The sequence below is a fragment of the Micromonospora sp. NPDC001898 genome, from assembly GCF_042891255.1.
Classification (GTDB): Bacteria; Actinomycetota; Actinomycetes; order Mycobacteriales; family Micromonosporaceae; genus Micromonospora.
Map to the genome: position 1 here is coordinate 1 of NZ_JBIATC010000002.1, position 21,815 is coordinate 21,815.

The 21,815-nt window shown below is 72.5% G+C and carries 16 protein-coding genes; 8 read left to right on the top strand and 8 right to left on the bottom strand.

The window, feature by feature from the left end:
• Positions 1–140 precede the first annotated feature (140 nt).
• On the bottom strand, positions 141–3,059 hold the full coding sequence (locus tag ACFYZF_RS04715) for a glycoside hydrolase family 9 protein (protein ID WP_387016083.1): 2,919 nt from the start codon (positions 3,057–3,059) through the stop codon (positions 141–143).
• 341 nt (positions 3,060–3,400) lie between these two features.
• On the opposite strand from ACFYZF_RS04715, the gene ACFYZF_RS04720 reads away from it, so the two are divergent.
• From ACFYZF_RS04720 to ACFYZF_RS04735, 4 genes are all read left to right on the top strand, one after another.
• Positions 3,401–5,005 carry an aldehyde dehydrogenase family protein gene (locus ACFYZF_RS04720; protein WP_387016084.1) on the top strand — a complete coding sequence of 535 codons (1,605 nt, stop codon included), beginning with the start codon at positions 3,401–3,403 and terminating at the stop codon, positions 5,003–5,005.
• A gap of 160 nt (positions 5,006–5,165) precedes the next feature.
• Entirely contained in the window at positions 5,166–5,789 is a 624-nt protein-coding gene (locus tag ACFYZF_RS04725) for a DUF4956 domain-containing protein (protein WP_387016086.1), read from the top strand.
• Positions 5,786–6,580: a polyphosphate polymerase domain-containing protein gene (locus tag ACFYZF_RS04730; RefSeq protein ID WP_387016088.1), complete on the top strand. Its 795-nt coding sequence runs from the start codon at positions 5,786–5,788 to the stop codon at positions 6,578–6,580. Before ACFYZF_RS04725 ends, ACFYZF_RS04730 begins: the two co-directional genes overlap by 4 nt.
• A gap of 229 nt (positions 6,581–6,809) precedes the next feature.
• Positions 6,810–7,202, top strand: coding sequence for a VOC family protein (locus ACFYZF_RS04735; RefSeq protein WP_387016090.1), 393 nt, complete (start codon positions 6,810–6,812; stop codon positions 7,200–7,202).
• On the opposite strand, the gene ACFYZF_RS04740 is transcribed toward ACFYZF_RS04735, so the two are convergent.
• Positions 7,103–8,305, bottom strand: a complete 1,203-nt coding sequence (locus ACFYZF_RS04740) for a GNAT family N-acetyltransferase (RefSeq protein WP_387016092.1) — start codon at positions 8,303–8,305, stop codon at positions 7,103–7,105. The genes ACFYZF_RS04735 and ACFYZF_RS04740 overlap by 100 nt on opposite strands.
• Positions 8,306–8,534: 229 nt before the next feature.
• Positions 8,535–9,242, bottom strand: a complete 708-nt coding sequence (locus tag ACFYZF_RS04745; protein WP_387016094.1) for an amino acid-binding protein — start codon at positions 9,240–9,242, stop codon at positions 8,535–8,537.
• A gap of 148 nt (positions 9,243–9,390) precedes the next feature.
• Here ACFYZF_RS04745 and ACFYZF_RS04750 point away from each other — a divergent pair, with 148 nt between their 5' ends.
• Both ACFYZF_RS04750 and ACFYZF_RS04755 read left to right on the top strand, forming a co-directional pair.
• A complete protein-coding gene (locus ACFYZF_RS04750; RefSeq protein ID WP_387016096.1) occupies positions 9,391–10,557 on the top strand; it encodes a phosphotransferase family protein in 1,167 nt (388 codons plus the stop codon).
• Positions 10,557–11,768 (top strand): acyl-CoA dehydrogenase family protein, encoded by a 1,212-nt coding sequence (locus tag ACFYZF_RS04755; RefSeq protein ID WP_387016098.1) that lies wholly within the window; start codon positions 10,557–10,559, stop codon positions 11,766–11,768. The genes ACFYZF_RS04750 and ACFYZF_RS04755 overlap by 1 nt, the downstream gene beginning before the upstream one ends.
• Positions 11,769–11,814: 46 nt before the next feature.
• Here ACFYZF_RS04755 and ACFYZF_RS04760 read toward each other — a convergent pair whose 3' ends face one another.
• The 5 genes from ACFYZF_RS04760 to ACFYZF_RS04780 form a co-directional block, all read right to left on the bottom strand.
• Positions 11,815–12,861: a LacI family DNA-binding transcriptional regulator gene (locus ACFYZF_RS04760; protein ID WP_387016100.1), complete on the bottom strand. Its 1,047-nt coding sequence runs from the start codon at positions 12,859–12,861 to the stop codon at positions 11,815–11,817.
• A gap of 82 nt (positions 12,862–12,943) precedes the next feature.
• Positions 12,944–14,377, bottom strand: a complete 1,434-nt coding sequence (locus ACFYZF_RS04765; RefSeq protein WP_387016102.1) for a GH1 family beta-glucosidase — start codon at positions 14,375–14,377, stop codon at positions 12,944–12,946.
• Positions 14,374–15,273 (bottom strand): carbohydrate ABC transporter permease, encoded by a 900-nt coding sequence (locus tag ACFYZF_RS04770; protein ID WP_387016104.1) that lies wholly within the window; start codon positions 15,271–15,273, stop codon positions 14,374–14,376. Before ACFYZF_RS04770 ends, ACFYZF_RS04765 begins: the two co-directional genes overlap by 4 nt.
• 12 nt (positions 15,274–15,285) lie before the next feature.
• Positions 15,286–16,272, bottom strand: a complete 987-nt coding sequence (locus ACFYZF_RS04775) for a carbohydrate ABC transporter permease (RefSeq protein WP_387016106.1) — start codon at positions 16,270–16,272, stop codon at positions 15,286–15,288.
• 152 nt (positions 16,273–16,424) lie between these two features.
• Positions 16,425–17,738 (bottom strand): ABC transporter substrate-binding protein, encoded by a 1,314-nt coding sequence (locus ACFYZF_RS04780; RefSeq protein ID WP_387016108.1) that lies wholly within the window; start codon positions 17,736–17,738, stop codon positions 16,425–16,427.
• A gap of 410 nt (positions 17,739–18,148) precedes the next feature.
• Between ACFYZF_RS04780 and ACFYZF_RS04785 the strand changes: the two genes are divergently transcribed.
• The gene (locus tag ACFYZF_RS04785; RefSeq protein WP_387016110.1) at positions 18,149–18,916 is read left to right on the top strand and encodes a pyrimidine reductase family protein; all 768 of its coding nucleotides are present in this window, start codon (positions 18,149–18,151) and stop codon (positions 18,914–18,916) included.
• Between the two features lie 1,138 nt (positions 18,917–20,054).
• Positions 20,055–21,806, top strand: coding sequence for an ATP-binding protein (locus ACFYZF_RS04790; RefSeq protein ID WP_387016113.1), 1,752 nt, complete (start codon positions 20,055–20,057; stop codon positions 21,804–21,806).
• Positions 21,807–21,815 lie beyond the last annotated feature (9 nt).

A 21,815-nucleotide genomic window follows, 5' to 3' on the forward strand; every position in this document is an offset into this window, starting at 1 on the left:
ATCTCTTCACGTTCCCCCGCCGACAACCGCGCCGCCATCAGCAACCACCTCCACCACCATCAACGAAGGTGTTGCAACCACCGGTTGAGCCCAAGGTGGGAACGGCAACCGTCCAAGATCTCAATGGGGCGGGAGTAGCGTCAGGCGATCGTGCAGGGGGAGCCGTTCAGGGTGAACGCGGTGGGCTTCGGGTTGGTGCCGGTGTGGGTGCCGTTGAAGCCGAAGCTCGTGGACGCCCCCGGCGCGAGCGCCCCGTTGTAGGAGAGGTTCGAGGCGGTCACGGCGGTGCCGGTCTGGGTGACGTTCGCCGACCACGCCTGGCCCGCCTGCTGCCCGGCGTTGGGGAAGGCGAACGCCAGGCTCCAGCCGGTGAACGCCGTCGTGCCGGTGTTGGTGATAGTGATGTTGGCGGTGAACCCGGTGCTCCAGTCGCTGGTCGCGTACCCGACCCGGCAGGAACCGGTGGGCGGGGGCGTCCCGGTGGTGGTCACCGTGACGGTGGGCGACGGGATCGACGGGTTGCCGGCGGCGTCCAGCGCGACGACGTAGAACGCGTACGCGGTGGCGGGGGTCAGCCCGGTGACCGGGTGACTGGTGCCGGCGACCGTGGCGATCGCGGTGTCCACCGGCCACGTCTTGCGGTAGACCCGGTAGCCGGTGACGCCGACGTCGTCGGTGGACGGCCCCCAGCCGAGGGTGAGCCCGGTCGGGCCGACGGCTGACGCGGTCGGGGTGCCGGGCGCGGTCGGCGGGGTGGTGTCCGGGCCGCCCCCGGCGGGGGTGACCACCGCGACCGTCGGCGAGGACGTCGAGCGGTTGCCGGCGCCGTCGCGGGCGCTCACCCAGAACCGGTAGTTCCGGGCCGGGGCGAGCGACGAGACGGTCAGGCTGTTGGTGGTGCTGCGGTGCAGCACCAGCGCGTCGCTGCCGACGGTCTCCTGGGTGATCTCGTAGCCGGCCAGTCCGCTGCCCCCGGCGTCGGTGGACGCGGGCCAGGTCAGCGTGACCGAGGTGGGGGTGAGCTCGGACGCGACCGGGGCGCCGGGGACGGTGGGCGGGGTGGTGTCCGTGGGCGTCGAGGTCGGCTCCTCGCCCCAGACCCGGGCGGTCCCGGCGTACAGCGGCACTTTGCGGTTCGGACCGGCGGTGACCTGGTACGAGGGGTCGTTGGTCGGATCCCAGGTGCCACCCTCCGGCACGCCGACCTTGAACTGGACCTCCATCCGGTGCTGCGACTGCCCGGCCGGGGCGATGGTGTGTCCGGTGCAGTCCACCTCGACGTACCAGATGTCGCCGCTGAGCTGCTTGGCGGTCGACGGCGACGGGCAGCCCTGGGTGTAGCCGGGGGTGACCTGCACGGGGCCGGTGCCGTCGGGGCGGAAGTAGTAGCGGAACTTCCCGTTGGTCAGCGCCCGCGCCGGGAACGCCGACTTGTTGTAGATGATCGCCTTCAGCCCGGTGGCCCGGGGCTCGGCCTGCATCACCGTGGTCTCCACGGTCAGCTCGTCGAGGTCGGGCGTCTCGGTGCCGGGGAAGCCGGCGAGCGGGCTGCCGCCGTACTCGGAGGAGAGCCGGGCGAGCGCGGAGGTGAAGCCGGCGTTGTAGTCGGTGGCGACCTCGTTCATCACGTAGTCGGACCGGCTGTCGGTGTACGCGTCGTTGGCCGCCGACGGGCCGCCGACCAGCGCGCCGTAGAGCACGTGCCGGGTCTCGGTCGGCACGGTCTGGCTGTCCCACCAGGAGCCGTGCGCGGTGCGGTGGTGCGGGTTCTTCGGCGAGTTCGCCCCGAACCCGATCAGGTAGCTGGAGCTGCGCGGGTTGTCGCCGAGGGCGTAGTTGACCTGCCGCACGGCGAAGTCGTGGTAGCGGGCCTTGCGGGTCGCGTCGGTGGTCTTGTCGCTGTAGACCAGCGCGGCGAAGGCGGTGTTGGCCGCGTACCGCAGCGCGCCCCAGGAGTCGAGCACGGCCATCCCGCCGGGCGAGTACGGCACCTTCTGGCCGTTGACCCCGACGGTCCAGTAGTCCAGCCAGCGATTGGCGTCGTCGACGTACTTCTGCTTGCCGGTCAGGTTGGCCAGCAGCACGTACGCCCCGAACTGCTTGTTGTCCCAGGCGATGGTCCACTTGTAGGACCGGGTGGTGGTCTGGTTCTCGGTGCCGAGCTTGTCGTACTCGCTCTCGGCCTTGGCCAGGTAGCTGGCGTCGCCGGTGGCCCGGTAGAGCCAGATCGCGCCCCAGACCAGCTCGTCCTGGTACCCGCTCCACGAGCGGTAGAAGCTGGTCGCATCGGTGATGCACTCGTGGTAGCTCTTGCGCACCGTGTCGGCGAACGTGTAGAGCTGCCTCGCGTGCCCGAGCAGCTTGTCGGCGTAGGCGGCGTCGGTGGGCCGGAACACCATCGACGACGCGGCCATCGCGGCGGCCGTCTCCCCCGCCAGGTCCGCGCCGCCGCAGCTGGCGTCGATCTTGTACGCGGGCCGCGCCATCGGCATGACCTCGGCCGGTCCCCACCACTTGTGGTCGTCGTCGCCCTTGCCGACCTGCCCGTACAGGACGTTCGGTGCGGGGTGCGCCTTGACGAAGTAGTCGTTGACGAAGCGCAGGTTGTTCAGCAGCTGGGTGAGCTGCCCGGACGAGGTGTACCCGGCGCGGTACTCGACCGCGCCCCAGGCCAGCATGGTGGCGCTGAACGCCATCGGGAAGCCGAACTTCACGTGGTCGCCGGCGTCGTACCAGCCGCCGGTGAGGTCCACGCCGACGTCGGAGCCGTCGGTGAGCGCGGAGTCGCCGCGCCAGGAGACCCGGTTCCAGGCCGGTTTCCTCCCGGACTGCTGGGCCTCGTAGAAGAACAGCGACTTCTGCAACGCCTCGGCGTAGTTGAAGGCGGGCGCGGCGGCGACGGGGGCGGCCTGCGGCGCGGCGACGCCCACGGCGAGGCCGCCGGCCAGGGCGACACCGGCGGCGAGCAGACGCCGCAGCCAGGGTCGACTGCGGCGGGCGGGCCGCGGCGGGTCCCCGGCGGGCGACGGCGGCCGGGAGGGCCGGATCGGGTGACGCATGTGCGGGCTCCTGACGGACGGCGCCCCGGCGGTGCCGACCGGACGCGGGACGGGCGTCGGGCTCGGGTCGGCACCGCCACCGGCGGCGGGTGTGGTGGGGGCCAAGGGGGCGCGGGAGCGCTCCCATGGATATCCGACAATGTATCGAGCGGATCGCGCCGTTGGGAAGACCCGCCGCCACCGACGACCCCGCCCGGAGGGGGTGAGGCGAACGATCGCGCGGTCGACTCGCGTCCTGAGATACGAACGTACTGTTGCCGCCCACGCATCGACGCGGGACAGTACGGCCATCAGCGGTGCCATCGACGCCGCCGCTCCCCGGTTCACCCTGAGGAGATCCGATGGCTCTACGACTCGCCGACGGCACCGCCTGGACCGAGACCCTCGCCCGCGCGGCGGCCGCCACGCCCGAGGCCTTCGGGCCCGGGGCGGACGGCGTGACCACCCTGCGCAACCTCGTCGAGGGCGACTGGCGGGCGGGCGGCGTGCCGCACCCCGTTCGCACCCCGGTCGACAACACGGTCCTGGTCAACCTGCCCCGGCTGGACGCCGACGCCGCCCGCGCGGCGGTCGCCTTCGCCGCCGTCGCGCACCGCGACTGGGCGCAGGCCCCCCTCGCCGAACGGAAGGCCCGGGTGACCGGGGCCCTGGACGCCCTCACCGCCCACCGCGACCTGCTCGCCCTGCTGCTGGTCTGGGAGATCGGCAAGCCGTGGCGGCTGGCCTGCGCCGACGTGGACCGGGCCCTCGACGGCGTCCGCTGGTACGTCGGTGAGATCGACCGGATGCTGGCCGACGGCCGGGAGCCGCTGCCCGGCCCGGTCAGCAACATCGCCAGCTGGAACTACCCGATGAGCGTGCTGGTGCACGCCGAGCTGGTGCAGCTGCTCGCCGGCAACGCGGTGATCGCGAAGACCCCGTCCCAGGGCGGCGCCGTCTGCCTCACCGTCGCGCACGCGCTGATGCGCCGCGCCGGGCTCCCCGCCACCCTGCTCTCCGGCGGCGGCGAGGAGTTGTCCGAGGTGCTGGTACGCGCCCCGGAGATCGGCGCGGTGGCGTTCGTCGGCGGGCGGTCCAACGGCGGGAAGGTCGCCGCCGCGCTGCTCGACTCCGACAAGCGGCACTTCATCGAACAGGAGGGCCTCAACGCCTGGGGCATCTGGGGCTTCTCCCGGTGGGACCTCCTCGCCGGGCACCTGCGCAAGGGCTTCGAGTACGGCAAGCAGCGCTGCACGGCGTACCCCCGGTTCGTGGTCCAGCGCGACCTGGTCGACGAGTTCCTCGACATGTACCTGCCGGTGGTCCGCTCGATCCGATTCGGCCATCCACTCGCGGTGGACGAGAACTGGCGGGCCGGCGACCCGCTGCCCGAGCTGGACTTCGGCCCGCTGATCAGCGGGGCCAAGGCCGACGAGCTGCGCCGCAAGGTCGACGAGGCGGTCCGCGGCGGCGCGGTCCCGCTGCACCGGGGCAAGCTGGCGGGTGCTCCGTTCCTCGACGGCCAGGACACCTCGGCGTACGTGGCCCCGTCGGTGCTGCTCGCCCCGCCCGGCCGGTCCCGGCTGATGCACGCCGAGCCGTTCGGGCCGGTCGACACGATCGTGGTGGTGGACACCACCGACGAGCTGCTGGCCGCGATGAACGCCTCCAACGGCGCGCTGGTCGCCAGCCTCGCCTGCGACGACGAGGAGCTGGCCGGCAAGCTCGCGGTCGACCTCCAGGCGTTCAAGGTCGGCATCAACAGGCCGCGCTCGCGCGGCGACCGGGACGAGCCGTTCGGCGGCCGGGGCGCCTCCTGGAAGGGCGCCTTCGTCGGCGGCGACCTATTGGTGCAGGCCGTCACGGTCGGCGGCGACAGCCGCCTCTACGGCAACTTCCCCGACTGGACGGCACTGCCGCTACGGCATCCGGGTTCCGGCACCACCCGCCTGGTCGCGGGACGCTGACCTGCTCCAACTGCCTCATTTCCGACCCTCGGGCCGCAGGCCGTGGACAAGTAGGCACAGCAGACCCCATTCTATGCACACAGAGAGACCAATACATGACTATCCGTACACTCAGCCTGACATTAGGCGCATGCCGGTCAGGCCCCTCAAAGGATCCCCCATGCCGCCAGTTCTGTTCTACGCAGCTGACCTCGTAGCGATCGGGCTACTGACCTTCGGCGTCTACCTTCCCCGGCACCGTCGTCGCGACCTGGCAGTCGCCTACCTGGGGGTCAACGTCGGAGTGCTCGCTGTCGCCGCCTCGCTGGCGACCAGCACCGTAGGCGCCGGCCTGGGCCTGGGACTCTTTGGCGTGCTGTCCATCATCCGGCTTCGCTCTGCCGAACTGGACCAGGAAGAGGTGGCCTACTACTTCTCCGCATTGGCGCTGGGTCTGCTCGGCGGCCTGGGCGCGGAGGTCGGCACGTTGGCCTTCGTGCTGATGGGCCTGGTCATCGCCGTCATGTACCTCGCCGGGCACCCGCGGCTGCTTCGTCGCCACCGCCAGCAGACGATGATGCTCGACTCGGCGTTCACCGATGAGCCAACACTCATCCGGCACCTCGAAAGCCTGCTCGGCGCTGCCGTGCGAAAGGTGACCGTCCAACGCGTCGACCTCGTCAACGACACCACCCTGGTCGACGTACGGTTCACGGTGGCCAAGGGCCAGCGGGCCGCGACCGGCGACCACGACAAGGTGACTGATGCCACCGTGCCCGGCGCGCTGCGTGGTGCTCGACCGTGAGCGGCGCCGACGCAGCCACCGCGTTCCCTGCGCTTGCCACGCTCCATTCGATCGACCTCGAAGAACTCCTTTGCCGAGCGACGCTGCAGACGCGGGTCGACCGCAAGTACGTGCTGCCCCTGGCATCGGCCGGGGTGCTCCTTGCCGGGATGGCTCGCACGGCTCGCATCCTTGAAATCGACAAGCAACGCTGCTTCGGGTACGAGTCGCTCTACTACGACACTCCCGAGCTGACCACCTATCTCCTGGCTACGCAAGGACGACGGAGACGGTTCAAGGTCCGACGACGCGTCTACCTGGACTCCGGCGTCTCCTACCTTGAGGTGAAGACCTGCGGCATCCGTGGCAACACGGTGAAGCAGCGACGGCCGTCCGATGCCACCGCCTCAGACGAGCTGACGGGCGAGGACCGCTCCTTCGTCGCCGAGGTGCTGCGCAAGGCGGGCATCAAGGACGCGCGCTACGACGCGTTCTGCCCGACCCTCAGGACCAGCTATCGCCGCAGCACGCTCTATCTGCCCGACTCGAACAGCCGGATCACCGTCGACACCGACGTGACATGGGCGCTGCGCGACGGCACGCGACTGAGTCTCACGGGGGTTTCGATCATCGAGACCAAAGCCGCAGGCTCCGCCGCGGTAGCCGACCGCCAACTGTGGGCCCTCGGGCATCGCCCCTGCCGGATATCCAAGTACTGCACCGGGCTCGCCGCGTTCCGTGACGACCTGCCATCGAACAAGTGGCGGGCCGTCATGCGCCGATACCCGGCCCTTCGCCCGCACGACGGATAGACCCCACGCCGACGAACGCCCCACGCACGCCACAGCTGAACCGGCCGCGCTCGCGCGGGTACAGCAGCTACCCCGCCACCTGGGTGCGGTCACTGCCGCCCGTCGGGCCGGTCACGGGCTACCGGCCCCGGGCCGACACCACGGGCGGGACCGTGGCGGCGACGAACGGCAGCGTGACGGGCGCGGCGGCAGGGCCCCGCCGCCGCCGCGCCGGCGATACCATCGCCCGATGGCGATGATCTCGCAGGTCTCGGTGGGAGTGTCCGACTGCGAGCGGGCGGCCCGGTTCTGGGCCGCAGCCCTGGGCTACGCGCGGCGACCGCCGCGCTATCCAGGCGACGAGTGGATCGTGCTCGCGCCGCCGCCCGGCGTTCCCGGCCCGGCGCTCGCGATGGACCTCAGCGAGAGCCGGGTCGAGGAGTTCCCGCGCGTCCACCTGGACCTGACCGCCGGCGGCCGGGATCTCGACGGCGAGGTGGAACGCCTCGTCGGGCTCGGCGCCCGGCGGGTCGACTGGCCGTACTACCCGGCACAGCTCGAACCGGGAGCCTCGCCGTACGTCGTGCTCGCCGACACCGAGGGCAACCGCTTCTGCGTCTCGGGCCGGCCCCGCTCGGCGTAGCCGGACGGCCCGGCCGCCGCCGGCGCGACGGGCGCCCCGCCTACCGGCCCTGGGCCGGCACCGCCCCGGGCACCCCTGGTGGCGACGAGCGACACCGTGACGGTGACCAACGCGCCGTCGCGCTCCGTGGCCGTCGGCCGGGCGAGCCGAGCCAGGGTACGCAGCATCGGCGCGTTCCCCGCCTGCACGTGCAGCACCAGGGCCGCGAGACCGGCCCGCTCGGCGTGGCCCACCAGCCGGCGCAGCAGGGCCGCGCCGAGCCCCCGCCGCTGCCAGTCGTCGCGGACCAGCAACGCCACCTCGGCCTCGTCCCCCTCGGCGAGCAGGTTCGCCATCGCGACGACCGGCTCCGCCGCCCCGCCGGAGCCGGTCGTGGTAGCGACGAGGGTCAGGCCCTGGGTCGGCTCCAGCAGCCGGCGCAGCCGGGCCGGGGCGGGAAGTGCCGCCCCGCCGAGGTACCGGCGCTGCCGGGTCCGCGCCGAGCACCGCCGGTGCAGCTCCAGCGCGCCGGCCAGGTCATCGGCGCCGGCCGGGCGGACTACCAGCTCGGCGCCGTCGGGCAGGACCAGGGTGACCTGGTCGGCGGCCCGGCGGGCCGCGGTCGCCGCGAGTTCGGCGAGCGCCTGCGCCCGGGCGTACTCGGCCGGGGTGAAGGTCGGCGCGACCCGGCTCAGCACGTACGACCCGCCGGTCGGGTCGGGCAGCGCCATCGTGGTGCCGGTGACGCCACCGCTGACCGGGGTGGATCGCCAGGTGACCTCGTCGGCGCCGAGCAGGGTGCGCAGCACCTCCCCCGTCGCGTCCGGGTTCCGCACCAGCCGGGTGGCCAGGCCGAGCACCCGGGTCGGCTGGTCGGCCAGGCCGCGCGCCTCGCTGCGCGCCACCCAGCAGTCCCGCCCCCGGCCCCGTTCCACGGCGGCGACCAGCTCCGCCTCGTCGAGCGAGTCGGGCGCGTCGACGAGGAAGTCGTCGACCGCGCCCACCTCGGTGGTGTGCACCTGCACGGTGAGGATGTTGACCCCGCGCAACGCGAGGCTCGCCGTGAGGACCGACAGGTAACCCGGCCGGTCGTCCACGGTGGCTCGAATCCGCCACAGCGTCATGACTGTCTCCCTTCCCCGCCGTCGACGATGCCCGGCCTCTGTTGCCGGCCCGTTGCCCGGCGGTGACGGCGGGGCAACCGACGGCATGACCCTCGCCACAGGGCGTGCGTCGGGGGCCTCGACGCAGTGCGGACCCGGCCGCACCGGCCGGGTCCGCACTGGTTCCGTCGGCCGGGCCCCGCACCGGGATCCGGACCGACCGACGGGCCCCGCACCGGGGCCCGGTCGCTCAACCGCCGGCCACCACCGGGGGCGCCCCCACCAGGTCCAGCCGGTCGCCGAGGATCACCGCGCTGGCCCGGACCAGTTGGGTGAGGCGGTCCACCTCGGTGGAGTGGAACGCGGCGGGGGTCAGCATCCCGGTCTGGTCCCGGGCCACCACGAGCACCAGGCCGGCCCGGCCGAACGGGGCGATCGCGTAGTGGGTGCCGTCGGTGCTGGTCAACGCGCGGGCCCGCAGCGGGGTGACCTCGGGCAGCGCCGGCGGGACGGGCGCCCGCCAGCTCGCGTGTGCCACGGTGGCACCGCCGCCGGCCGCGCCCGTGCGCGACGCCCAGTCCAACGGGACCACCGCCGCCACCGCCCAGTCCGCGGCGAGCAGCCCGGGCCCGGCATCGACCAGGGTGGCCAGCCCGTCGGCCGGGTTGCCGGCGACCTGGGCCAGCAGCTCGGCGTCCTGCCCGGTGGTGGTCGGCGCGCCGATCGCCCGCCAGACGCCGTCGACCCGGACCCCGGGGATGGCGGCCAGGCCGGCCAGCAGTCGCTCCACCCGGGCCGCCCCCGGCCAGACCACGGTGAAGTCGTCGACCGCCCGCCCGCCGAGCCGTTCCAGGACGACGACCTGGACGATGTCGGCACCGGAGACCCCGAGTGTGCGGGCCACCTGGCCGAGGGTGCCGGGACGGTCCGGCAGGGTCACCCGAACTCTCAGCAACATGGTCGTCCCTCCGCTGGGCGGGCCGGCATCCGACGGCCGGCGGGCTGGGCCCAGCCTGCCGGTTGACCATTTCGCCCCTGTTGCCGCAGCATGTCCCCGGGGAAAAACCCGCCTTGACAGGACGGCTGAGGTGCCATCAACTATTCGGATGATTGATCCGGCCGTCGCCGACGGGGGCAGCGGTGCCGGCGCGGGTGCTCCGAGAGGGCTCGACCTCGACCGGCTCGCCGCGTACCTGGGCGCGCGTCGACCCGAGCTGGCCGCCGCGCCGCTGCGGGCCCGGCTGATCGCCGGTGGCAAGTCCAACCTGACCTACCTGCTCCGCTCCGGCGGGCACGAGGTGGTGCTGCGCCGGCCCCCGCTCGGGCACGTGCTGGCCACCGCGCACGACATGGCCCGGGAACACCGGATCATCTCCGCGCTCGCCCCGACCGCCGTGCCGGTCCCCGAGGCACTGCTGTTCTGCCCCGACACCGACGTGATCGGCGCGCCCTTCTACCTGATGGAGAAGGTCGACGGGGAGGTGTTCCGCAGCCGGTCGCAGACCGACCCGCTGACCGACGGGCAGCGGCGCGACCTGGCGACGGCGATGATGGACACCCTGGCCGCCCTGCACGCGGTCGAGCCCGCCGCGGTCGGGCTGGCCGACTTCGGCCGCCCCGAGGGCTTCCTGGGCCGGCAGGTCCGGCGTTGGGCCGGCCAGCTCGACCAGTCCCGCAGCCGCCCGCTGCCGGGCGTCGACGAGCTGCGCGACGCGCTCGCCGGCTCCGTCCCCGAGGGCGCGAACGCGGGCCGGATCGTGCACGGCGACTACCGGCTGGACAACCTCCTCGCCACCGTCGGATCCGGCACGAGCGCACCCGACCCGGCCGCCGCCGGGGAGGCGCACGGCGCCCTCGGGGCCGGAGCGCCAGCGGGCCCGCGCCCCGGCCCGGTGTCGGTGCGGGCCGTGCTGGACTGGGAGATGGCCACCCTCGGCGACCCGCTGGCCGACCTCGGGCTCCTGCTGGCGTACTGGACCGTGCTCGGCGACAGCGACGCGGTCGTCGACAACCCGGTCGCCGACGGGCTCGGCCCGCGCGCCGGCTTCCCCTCGGGCACCGAGCTGATCGACCGGTACGCCGGCCGCAGCGACGTCGACGTCGGCCCGCTGCACTGGCACGTCGCCCTGGGCTGCTTCAAGCTCGCCGTGATCTGCGAGGGCATCCACTACCGGCACACCCTCGGGCAGACGCTCGGCGGAGGCTTCGACCGGATCGGCGAGCTGGTGGCGCCGCTGGTCGAGCACGGGCTGCGCGCAGTCAGGGAGAGATGATGGACTTCCAGTTCGACGCCCGCACCGAGGAGCTGCGCGCACGGCTGACCGCGTTCCTCGACGAGTGCGTGTACCCGGCCGAGGCGGTGCACGCCGAGCAGGTCGCGGCGGCCGGCGACCCGTGGTCGCGGTCGCCCGTGCTGGCGGAGCTGAAGGCCGAGGCGCGCCGGCGCGACCTGTGGAACCTCTTCCTCCCCGACCCGCGCTACGGCGCCGGGCTGACCAACCTCCAGTACGCGCCGCTGGCGGAGTTGACCGGGCGCAGCCCGCACCTGGCCCCGGAGGCGGTCAACTGCGCCGCCCCGGACACCGGCAACATGGAGCTGCTCGCGGAGTTCGGCTCCGAGGCGCAGCGGGAGCGCTGGCTGAAGCCGCTGCTCGACGGCGAGATCCGCTCGGCGTTCTGCATGACCGAGCCGGAGGTGGCCTCCTCCGACGCCGCCAACATCGCCACCCGGATCACCCGCGCCGGCGAGGAGTACGTGGTCGACGGCCGCAAGTGGTGGTCGTCCGGGGCGATGGACCCGCGCTGCGAGCTCCTCATCGTGATGGGCAAGACCGACCCCGACGCCGACCGGCACCGCCAGCAGAGCATGATCCTGGTGCCCCGGGACACCCCGGGGGTGACCGTGCGGCGCGGGATGACGGTGTTCGGCTACCGCGACGCGTCACACGGCGGGCACGCGGAGATCGACTTCACGGGCGTCCGGGTGCCGGCGGAGAACCTGGTCGGGGCCGAGGGCACCGGCTTCGCCATCGCCCAGGCCCGGCTCGGCCCGGGCCGCATCCACCACTGCATGCGACTGATCGGCATGGCCGAGCGGGCCCTGGAGCTGCTGTGCCGCCGGGCCAACCAGCGGATCGCGTTCGGCCGGCCGCTGGCCGAGCAGGGCGTGGTCCGGGAGTGGATCGCCGAGTCCCGGGTCCGCATCGAGCAGGCCCGGCTGCTGGTGCTCAAGACCGCCTGGCTGATGGACACCGTCGGCAACAAGGGCGCGCACACCGAGATCCAGGCCATCAAGATCGCCACCCCGGCGATGGCGGAGTGGGTGATCGACAAGGCCATCCAGGGGTACGGCGGCGCGGGCGTCAGCCAGGACACCCCGCTCGCCGCCCTCTGGGCCCAGGCCCGCACCCTGCGCCTGGCCGACGGCCCCGACGAGGTCCACCGCTCGTCCCTGGCCAAGCGCGAACTCCGCCGCTGGCGCTGAACCCGCACACCCCGTCGCCCGGTACGGCGGGCGGCGAGGCGCAGGGTCAGGCCGAGGCCCGGCGGACCATGTGGGTGTCGAGGAGGATGTGGCTGGCCGGCAGGTCGTCGCCGCGGATGCGGGCCACCAGCAGTCGGGCCATCTGCCGGCCCATCTCCTCGACCGGCTGGAAGACCGTGGTCAGCGGCGGGTCGGCCTGCCGGGCCACCGGGGCGTCGTCGAAGCCGATCACCGCCACGTCCTCCGGCACCCGCCGGCCGGCCTCGCGCAGCGTGCGCAGCGCGCCGAAGGCCATCAGGTCGGAGGCGACGAAGACCGCGTCGAGGTCGGGACAGACTTCCAGCAGCCGGCGCATGCAGGCCGCCCCGCTGCCCTCGCTGAAGTCGCCGTACGAGATCAGGTCGGGGTTGAGCCCGGCCCCGGTGGCCTGGACCGCCTCCCGGTAACCGGTCAGCCGGGCCACGCCGGCGCCCATGTCCTGGGTGCCGGCGATGGTGGCGATCCGCCGCCGCCCACGGGCGAAGAGGTACTCCACGGCGTGTCGGGCGCCGCCGACGTTGTCCACGTCGACGTAGTACGCCGGCTGCGCGCCCGGTTGCAGCATCCGGGCCGGCCGACCGCCGAGCACGGTCGGCAGGTCGCGCTCCTCCAGCAGGGTGGGCAGCGGGTCGGCGTCGTGCAGGGAGAGCAGCAGTACGCCGTCGACGTGCTGGTTGGTCAGGTGGTGCTCGACCCGCTCCCGCTCGATGGGGGACTGCACCATGGCCAGCCAGAGCTGAAGGGGCGTCTCCAGCAGGCCGGAGCTGACCCCCCGGACGATTCCGGCGAAGAAGGGCTCGGTGAAGACCCGGTCACCGGACTCGGAGACGACCAGCGCCACCGAGTCGGTCCGCTGGGTGACCAGTGCCCGGGCCGCCCGGTTGGGCACGTACCCCAGTTCCGCGATGGCCTGCTGCACCGCGGCCCGGGCCTCGGGGCTCACCTGGGGCGAGCCGTTCACCACCCGGGAGACCGTGCCGCGCCCGACGCCGGCGCGGGCGGCGACCGCGTCCAGGGTCGGACGCCCGAGCGACCGCGTGCGCTGCGTTGTCATGTCTGCTCCTCCGACATCGGACAGCCCGGCGCGCCCCGCCGTCGGGGGTGCGCCGGGTCCGCCCGTCACTGGCTGGCCCCGCCTATTGTGCGGCCAGACCGTTTCGTCGGATCACCTCGGCGTACCACCTGGCGCTGGACTTGGGGATGCGGGTCTGGCTGTCGTAGTCCACGTACACCATGCCGAAGCGCTTGGTGTACCCCCAGGCCCACTCGAAATTATCCAACAGCGACCAGGCGAAGTAGCCCCGTAGGGGCACCCCGGAGTCGATCGCGGCGTGTGCCGCCCGCAGGTGCGAGTCGAAGTAGGCCAACCGGTCGACGTCGTCCACCTGACCGTCGACCACCGCGTCGACGAACGCCGACCCGTTCTCGGTCACGTAGAGCGGCAGGGCGGTGTACTCGCGGTGCACCCGCTCCAGGGTCTCCACCAGCCCGGGGGCGTCGATCTCCCAGTCCATGTCGGTCACCGGGACCCCCCGGGTGACGAACCGGACGTCCTCGCTGCCCGGCCAGCAGCTCGGCGCCCGCGAGTGGTCCCGCGACCGCTCCACCTCGACCGGGGCGGCCACCACGTGGCGGCTGTAGTAGTTGATCCCGACCAGGTCGAGCGGGGTCGAGATGGTCTCCAGGTCGCCGTCGCGCACGTGCTCGAAGTCGGTGACCGCCGCCAGGTCCGCCCGGAGGTCTTCGGGGTACGCGCCGCGCAGCACCGGGTCGAGGAAGAACCGGTTGGCCAGCCCGTCGATCCGCCGGGCCGCGTCCACGTCGGCGGGCGCGGCGCTGGCGGGGTCGACCGGGTAGAGGTTCACCGTGATGCCGAGCTGGGCGTCCGGGCGGGCCGCCCGCAGCGCCTGGACGGCCAGGCCGTGCCCGAGCATCAGGTGGTGCCCGGCCCGGACCGCGGCCGCCCCGTCGGTACGCCCGGGCGCGTGCACGCCCGAGCCGTACCCGAGGAACGCCGAGCACCACGGCTCGTTGAGCGTGGTCCAGTAGCGCACCCGGTCGCCGAGCGCGTCCGCGACGAGCCGCGCGTAGTCGGCGAACCGGGCCGAGGTGTCCCGGGCCGGCCAGCCGCCGGCGTCCTCCAGCGGCTGGGGCAGGTCCCAGTGGTAGAGGGTCAGCCAGGGCTCGATGCCGTGGCCCAGCAGCTCGTCGACCAGCCGCCGGTAGAAGTCCAGCCCCTCGGGGTTGGCCGCCCCCGAGCCGGCGGGCTGCACCCGGGGCCAGGACACCGAGAACCGGTACGACTTCAGGCCGAGGTCGGCCATCAGGCGCACGTCCTCGGGCATCCGGTGGTAGTGGTCGCAGGCGACGTCGCCGGTGTGCCCGGCGACGGTCCGCCCCTGCGTGTGGCTGAAGGTGTCCCAGATCGACGGGGCGCGTCCGCCCTCGGTGGCCGCGCCCTCGATCTGGTACGCGGCGGTCGCGGCTCCCCACAGGAAGCCGGGCGGGAAGGACGGTGCCGGGCCGTGGTCGAGGACGCCGACGGCGGGCGGACGGATCGAATCGCTCACGACTTGACGGCACCTTCCATGATCCCGCCGATGATCTGGCGGCCGAACAGGACGAACACGATGAACAGCGGGAGCGTGGCGATCAACGTGCCCGCGAAGATCTGCGAGTTGTCGGCGAAGTACGCCGTGTTGAGGCTGCGCAACGAGATCTGCACGGTCGGGTTGGCCGGGTCGGCGAGCACCACGAACGGCCAGAAGAACTGGTTCCACTGTTCCATGAAGGTGAGCAGGCCGAGCACGGCCGCCGCCGGCCGCAGCGCGGGGACGACGACGTGCCAGTAGACCCGCCAGGTGGAGCAGCCGTCCACCCGGGCCGCCTCGATCAGCTCGTTCGGGACGGCCTGCTCGGCGTACTGGCGCATCATGAAGATGCCGAAGCCGCCGATGAGGAACGGCACGGTGACCGACGGCATGGTGTTCAGCCAGTCGAGCTTGGCCATCAGGATGTACAGCGGCAGCACGCCGAGCTGGACCGGCACCATCATCGAGGCGAGGATGACCAGCAGCATCGCGTTCTTGCCGCGGAAGCGCAGCTTGGCGAACGCGAAGCCGGCCAGGGAGCCGAAGAAGACCGTGGCGACGGTGATCGTCCCGGAGACCAGGAACGAGTTCATCAGCCCCTTGACGATGTTGGCGTCACCGTTCTCCAGCACCCGCTGGATGTTCTCGCCGAGCTTGCCGCCGGGCAGGAACGGTGGCGGCCAGGAGTTGGCCGCGTCGTTCGTCCGGGACGCGATGACGATCATCCAGTAGAACGGGAACAGGGAGAGGATCACGCCGAGGACCAGCCCGACCCAGGTCAGCGGGGTGGCCTTCCAGAGCCGGTCGGCCTTGTGGGCGTCGCGCGGCGTCTTCGGGGTCGGGCGTACGGGTGGGCGGAGCGTCGTGGTCGTCATCTGGCGCAACCCTCACTTGTCGGAACTGATGCGACGGGCGAGCAGGTAGTTCACCAGCGACACCAGCGCGATGAGCAGGAACAGCACGAGCGCCACGGCGCCGGCGTACCCCCAGCGGAACCGGGTGTTCATCACGTCGAGCAGGTACATGGTGATGGTCTGGAACTGCCCCTCGGAGCCGCCGGAGATGCCCCCGGAGCCGCTGGTGAACAGCAGCGGCTCAGTGAAGAGCTGCAACCCGCCGATGGTCGAGACGATCAGCGTGAAGATGATCGTCGGGCGGAGCTGCGGGATGGTGATCGACCAGAACTGGCGGCGGCGGGAGGCGCCGTCCAGCGCCGCGGCCTCGTACATGTCCTTGCTGATCGACTGCATGGCGGCCAGGTAGATCAGGGCGTTGTAGCCGACCCAGCGCCAGTCGACCATGGTCGAGATGGCGAACCAGGAGGCGAGGCGGTTCGCCCGCCAGTCGATCGGGCCGAGGCCGACCAGGTCGAGCAGCCAGTTGATCAGGCCGAACTCCTTCGCGTAGAGCATCGAGAAGATCAGCGCGACCACGGCGGTGGAGGTGATGATCGGCATCGCGATGGCCATCCGGAAGAAGGTCTGCGCGCGCAGCTTCCGGTTCAACGCGTTGGCCAGCACCAGCGCCAGCAGCAGCTGGGGCACGGTGGAGAGCGCGAACATGCCGAACGTGTTGACCACCGCGTTCCAGAACTGCGGGTCCTCGGTCAACAGCTCGACGAAGTTGTCCAGGCCGACAAAGCTGATCGTGGCGTTCAGCGGCGACCGGTCGGTGAGCGCGATCCAGACGGTGTAACCGATCGGGTACGCGCTGAAGACGGCGAAGATCGCGAAGAACGGCAGGACGTACAGGTACGGGGAGTACTTCAGGTCCAGCCGGGTGAGGGAGGCCAGGCGACGGTGCGCGGCACGGGCCCGACGGGCGGGGTCACGACCCCCGCCGGGGGGCGCTGCGGTGTGGAGGTCCAGGCTCATCGACGGTCCTTCTCGTCGGTCGGCGCGACCCGTCGCGCGGGCGACGCCGGGGGCTTACCGGCCGGCCGCGCGGGCGGCGCCGGGGCTTACCGGGCACCGCGGGCGGCGCCGACAGTCGCACTGTCGACGCCACCCGCGGTCGGTTCGGCCGGTCACTTACCGGCGGCCGCGCCGTTCTTCAGCGCCGACTGCCACTGCTCGCCGGCGGACTTGCCCTGCTCGACGGCGCGCAGGGTGTTCTCCACGGCCGTGCGGACCGCGTTGTTCTTCGGGCCGAGGTAGACCGGCTTCAGGTCGGTCGCACCGGCGGCGAAGATCTTGCCGACCGGGGCCTTGCTGAAGTACTCGTTGGTCGAGTCGGCCACGGCCGGGTCGGTCAGGGCCTGCGGCGACGAGGGCAGGTTGCCGACCTTCTTGAACGCCTCGGTCTGGCCCTTGGCGCTGGTCAGGAACTTGGCCAGCTCGGCGGCCTCCTTGGCGTGCTTGCTGGACTTCGGCACGGCCAGGAAGGCGCCGCCCCAGTTGCCGCCGTTGCCCGGGGCCTTGGCGACGTCCCACTTGCCGGCCGCCGCGTCACCGGCCTGGCCCTTGATGACCCCGGTCATCCAGGCGGGGCAGGCGATGGTGGCGAAGGTGCCGTTCTTGAAGCCGGCGTTCCACTCGTTCGAGAACGACTGGAGGTTGTTCGACAGGCCGGCGGAGATCATCTTGGTGGTCAGGTCGTACGCGGTCCTGACGTCCGCGTTCTCGCCGATGACCAGCTTGTTGCTCTTGTCGTAGTAGGTGTAGCCAGAGCCGGAGCCGGCGATCTGCATCAGCACGACGTTGTAGAAGTTGGTCGCCGAGTCGACGAACTTGTGCTTCTTGTCGGCGGCGGCGAACTTCTGGCCGGTGGCGATGAACTCGTCCCAGGTCGGCCAGAGGGCGGCGACCTGCTCACGGTCGATCGGCAGGCCGGCGGCCTTGAACAGGTCGCTGCGGTAGCACAGCGCCATCGAGCCGACGTCGGTGCCGAGGCCGAGCACCTTGCCGTCCGGGGTGGTGCCCTGCTCCCACTTCCACGGCAGGAAGTTGCCCTTGAGGTCGTTCGCGCCGTGGTCGGCCAGGTTCACGAACTTGTCGGACTGGGCGTAGAACTGCACGATCGTGCCCTCTTCGAGCGCGACCACGTCGCCGGCGCCGGAGCCCGCGGTGATCTGCTGGGTCAGCCGGGTGTTGTAGTCACCAAGGCCGAGACCCTTGCCGCGCTCCTGGATCTTGACGTTCGGGTGCTCCGCTTCGTACTGCTTGTAGAGCTCGTCGTAGCCGAAGCCCTGGTCGCCGAAGACGTCGACGACCAGGGTGACCGGGCCGCCGCCGCTGCTCGTTTCCGACGAGTCGTCGCCGCAGGCGGAAGCGGTGGCGATCACCGCGACGGACGCGAGCGCGATGGCCGCGAGCCGCCGACGACGGATTGGGACGCTCATCCGAGACCCCTCTTTCAGTGGTGAGGCTGTGTCCTGTGGTGGGGGGTGCTGTGCACTCGCGCGCCGCCGAGGACTGGGCCGCGGCGGACACCCGGTGTACTCGGGAGAGATCCGCGACACATCCCGGGAGCGCTCCCATGAGATTGCCGGCGCGCCAGAAGGGTGTCAATAAGCCTTTGGGAGCGTTCCCATATCGTTACCGCCGTGTTTCGACCGCCACCACGCCGGGCCACCGGTTGGAGGATCTGCCGGGCCGTGCCCCGTCCCGCTCCTTGCCCGGCATAGGCTGCCGGCATGATCTGCCGAGCCTGCCGGGAGCGGCGGCACGACGACTGTCCGGGCCGGAAATGGTGCGACTGCCAGCACCGGGCCCCCGAGCCCACCCCTCCGGCCACCGGTCCGGCCGGCGAATGAGCGCCGGAAGCCCGATCTCCCGGCTGTGGCCGGTTCCGTCGCCGACGCCGCTGGACGACGCGGAGCTGACCGCCCTCTACGGCCGGGCCGCCGGTCCCCGCCTGCGGGTGAACTTCGTGACCAGCGTCGACGGCGCGGTCACCGTGGACGGCTACTCCGCCGGGCTCTCCGGCGAGCCGGACAAGCGGGTGTTCGGCCTGCTGCGGATGCTCTGCGACGGCCTGCTGGTGGCCGCCGGCACCCTGCGTCACGAGGGCTACGGCGCGGTACGGCTCAGCGGGCCGCGCCGGGCCTGGCGTCGCGCGCAGGGGCTGGCCGAGTACCCGACCCTGGTCGTGGTCTCCGGCTCACTGGACCTGGACCCGGCGCAGGCCGCGTTCGCCGACGCGCCGGTACGGCCGATCGTGCTCACCCATGTCGCCGCCGAGGCGCCCCCCGGCCTGGCCGAGGTGGCCGAGCTGGTGCGCTGCGGGACCGACCGGGTGGACCTGGCCGCCGGTCTCGCCGAGCTGCGCCGGCAGGGCCTCGGCCAACTCCTCTGCGAGGGCGGGCCGCACCTGTTCGGCACGCTCACCGCCGCCGACCTGGTCGACGAGGTCTGCCTCACCGTCGCGCCGCTGCTCGCCGGGGCAGGCCCGGGGCGGATCACCGCCGGGGACCCCGGCCCGGCCCGGGAACTACCGCTGCGGCACGTGCTGGGCGCCGCGGACGGCACGCTGCTGCTCCGGTACGCCCGGAACGGCGTACCCGCACCGGCGGCGTAGCCCCGGCGGCGTCTGCGGCGTCCCGGCGGTGTCGGCGGTACCGGCATGGGTGGTGCCTCAGCCCGGGCGCTGGTTGACCGTTCGGCGGCCACGCTGGGCGGGGGCGGGCCCGGTCGGGCGGTGCAGCGGCGGTGTCGGGCCATTCGAGCGTGTGCCGGGCGGCCCGGATCAGCAGGGGCAGCCGACTGCGGCCACCTTGCCCTCCCCCGACTCCGGCATACGACCGATCCGGCCGCACCGGACGTGCCCCCCATCGGAGGCGGCCCTTCTCAGTCCTCCGATGAACCGACCAGGCGAGGGCCGGTGTCGAAGTCGTCGACGCAGCCACCCTTTGCTGGCGACGATGTGCGCGGTGGCCGTCGGGGTCAGGGCAGCCTGTCGTGGCGTGATCGTCTGCTGATTTGTGAGACGACACGCCAGGCGAGTTCTCCAGAATCAGCAGACGATCATGAAGTCCGCCCCCACCCGGGGGCGGGGCGGGGGCGGGAACGCCGACGCCGAACGCCGACCGGCGGGCAACACCGCAGCGCCCTCTTTGCTCTGCTGCCCCCGGCGCAACGCTCGCGGAGCGTGACGGTTCTGCCGACCTCTCGGGCCGGCACCCCACGCGAAGCGGCTACGCGACGCAGGTGCGGGTGCGGGTGCGGGTGCGGGTGCTGCACGGCGGTGCTGGTGTTGCGGTGGCGGCAGCAGAGCAAAGGGGCGAGGTGGCATTACCCGCCTGGCACCCCAGCCGCTTCGACGGCAGGCCCGCTGCCCCACCTCACACGCCCACCCACACCGGCCAGGGCCTACAACACGGTCAGGGGTTTTCGCCGCGATCTATCGATCAAGCCGCAGCTACCGCACTCACCCCCATGACGGTGGAGGTCGCTACGGGGCCCAGGCCCAACTTGCGTGCTCCCTACAGTCACCCCGTGGACGCGTCGACTGCCCAACTGGCAGCGGCAGGCATCGCGGCCAACCTCGGCAGCGGACGGGTCGTTGGCCACCGTCCGTGCCTGGATGGACGCGCTGCGCCACGATGTCGGGGGTGATGGGTGGCGTCCGACGCGTCGCGTGGCAACCTGTCGCATCCCTCGGGCAGGATGCACCCCGTGGGCCCTGACCGAGACGACCAGCCGACCGGAGCGCGTGGATGACCGACGACGAGTTCGACGGCCCCGGCGAGGGGGTCGGCCGGGTGCTCGGCACCGCCGACGCCACCCCGCTGACGTTCTGGACGGCCGTGGCCCCCGGCAGCTACCTCCAGCTCGACGACGTGGTGGTGACGCGCCGGGAGCTGCCCGACCGGGAGCCGGTGACCATCGCCGGGGTGGTGACCCAGGTGCGGGCCCGGCACGAGGGTGCCCAGTTCGACTCGGACGTCTTCGCCATCGCCGACGGCACACTGCCGGCGATGGTGCAGGAGGCGGCCGAGATCACCACCACCCGGGTCGACCCGGAGCTCTACGTCCCGCCGACCCCGGGCGCGGTGGTGCACCGGGCCGAGGGCGAGGCCCGGGCCCGGGCGCTGCACTTCGACCGGATGGAGCGGCGGATCCCGATGGGGATGGGCCGCGACGGGGTGCCGGTCTACCTCAACGCCGACTTCCTCGACGGCAGCCGGGGCGCGCACGTCTCCATCTCCGGCATCTCCGGGGTGGCCACCAAGACCAGCTTCGCCACCTTCCTGCTCTACTCGGTCTTCCGCTCCGGCGTGCTCGGCGGGGACGCCGTCAACGCCAAGGCGCTGATCTTCAACGTCAAGGGCGAGGACCTGCTGTTCCTCGACCACCCCAACACCCGCCTCGACGACGCCACCCGGGCCGGCTACGCGAAGCTCGGGCTGGACGCCGGCGCCTTCCCCGACGTGCGGGTCTACGCCCCGCCCCGGGCCGGCGACTCCTCCGGCACGCCGGACGTGAGCAGCCGGCTGACCGGGGTGGACAGCTTCTACTGGACGCTGAGCGAGTTCTGCGCCGACCGCCTCCTGCCGTACGTCTTCGCCGACGCCGACGACGAGCGCCAGCAGTACACGATGGTCGTCCACTCGGTCGCCGCCCACCTGGCCCGCTACGCCCAGCCCGCCGACGGCGGGGTGAGCGTCGACGGGGTTCGGCTCGGCTCGTACACCGACCTGGTCGACCACATCGTCGAGCAGCTCAACGACGACGAGACCCGGGGCGACTGGGCCGGCAGCGCGGTCGGCCTGGGCACGGTCAACGCGTTCGCCCGGCGGCTGATCGGCAGCAAGAAGGACCTGGGCCGGCTGATCCGGGGCGACCTGGCCACCCGCCGCCCGCACTCGATCAACACCGCCGAGAGCGCCCAGGTCACCGTCGTCGACCTGCACAACCTGCCCGACCGGGCGCAGCGCTTCGTGGTCGGCGTGACGCTCAAGAGCGAGTTCGAGCGCAAGGAGAAGTCCGGGACGGCCAAGCCGCTGCTCTTCGTCGTCCTCGACGAGCTGAACAAGTACGCCCCCCGGGAGGGTTCCTCCCCGATCAAGGAGGTGCTGCTGGACATCGCCGAGCGGGGCCGCTCGCTCGGGGTGATCCTGATCGGGGCGCAGCAGACGGCGAGCGAGGTGGAGCGACGGATCGTCACCAACTCGGCGATCCGGGTGGTCGGCCGGCTCGACCCGGCCGAGGCGTCCCGCCCGGAGTACGGCTTCCTCCCACCCGCCCAGCGGCAGCGGGCGCTGCTGGCCAAGCCGGGCACCATGTTCGTCAACCAGCCGGACATCCCGGTCCCGCTCTGCCTGGAGTTCCCGTTCCCGGCGTGGGCCACCCGCGTCTCCGAGGCCGGCCGGGCGCCCTCGGAGACGCTACGGTCGATCACCGGGGCGGTCGACCCGTTCGCGGTGGTCGGCTCGGGCGGCGGCGCCGACGACGACATCCCGTTCTAGGGGGCGAAA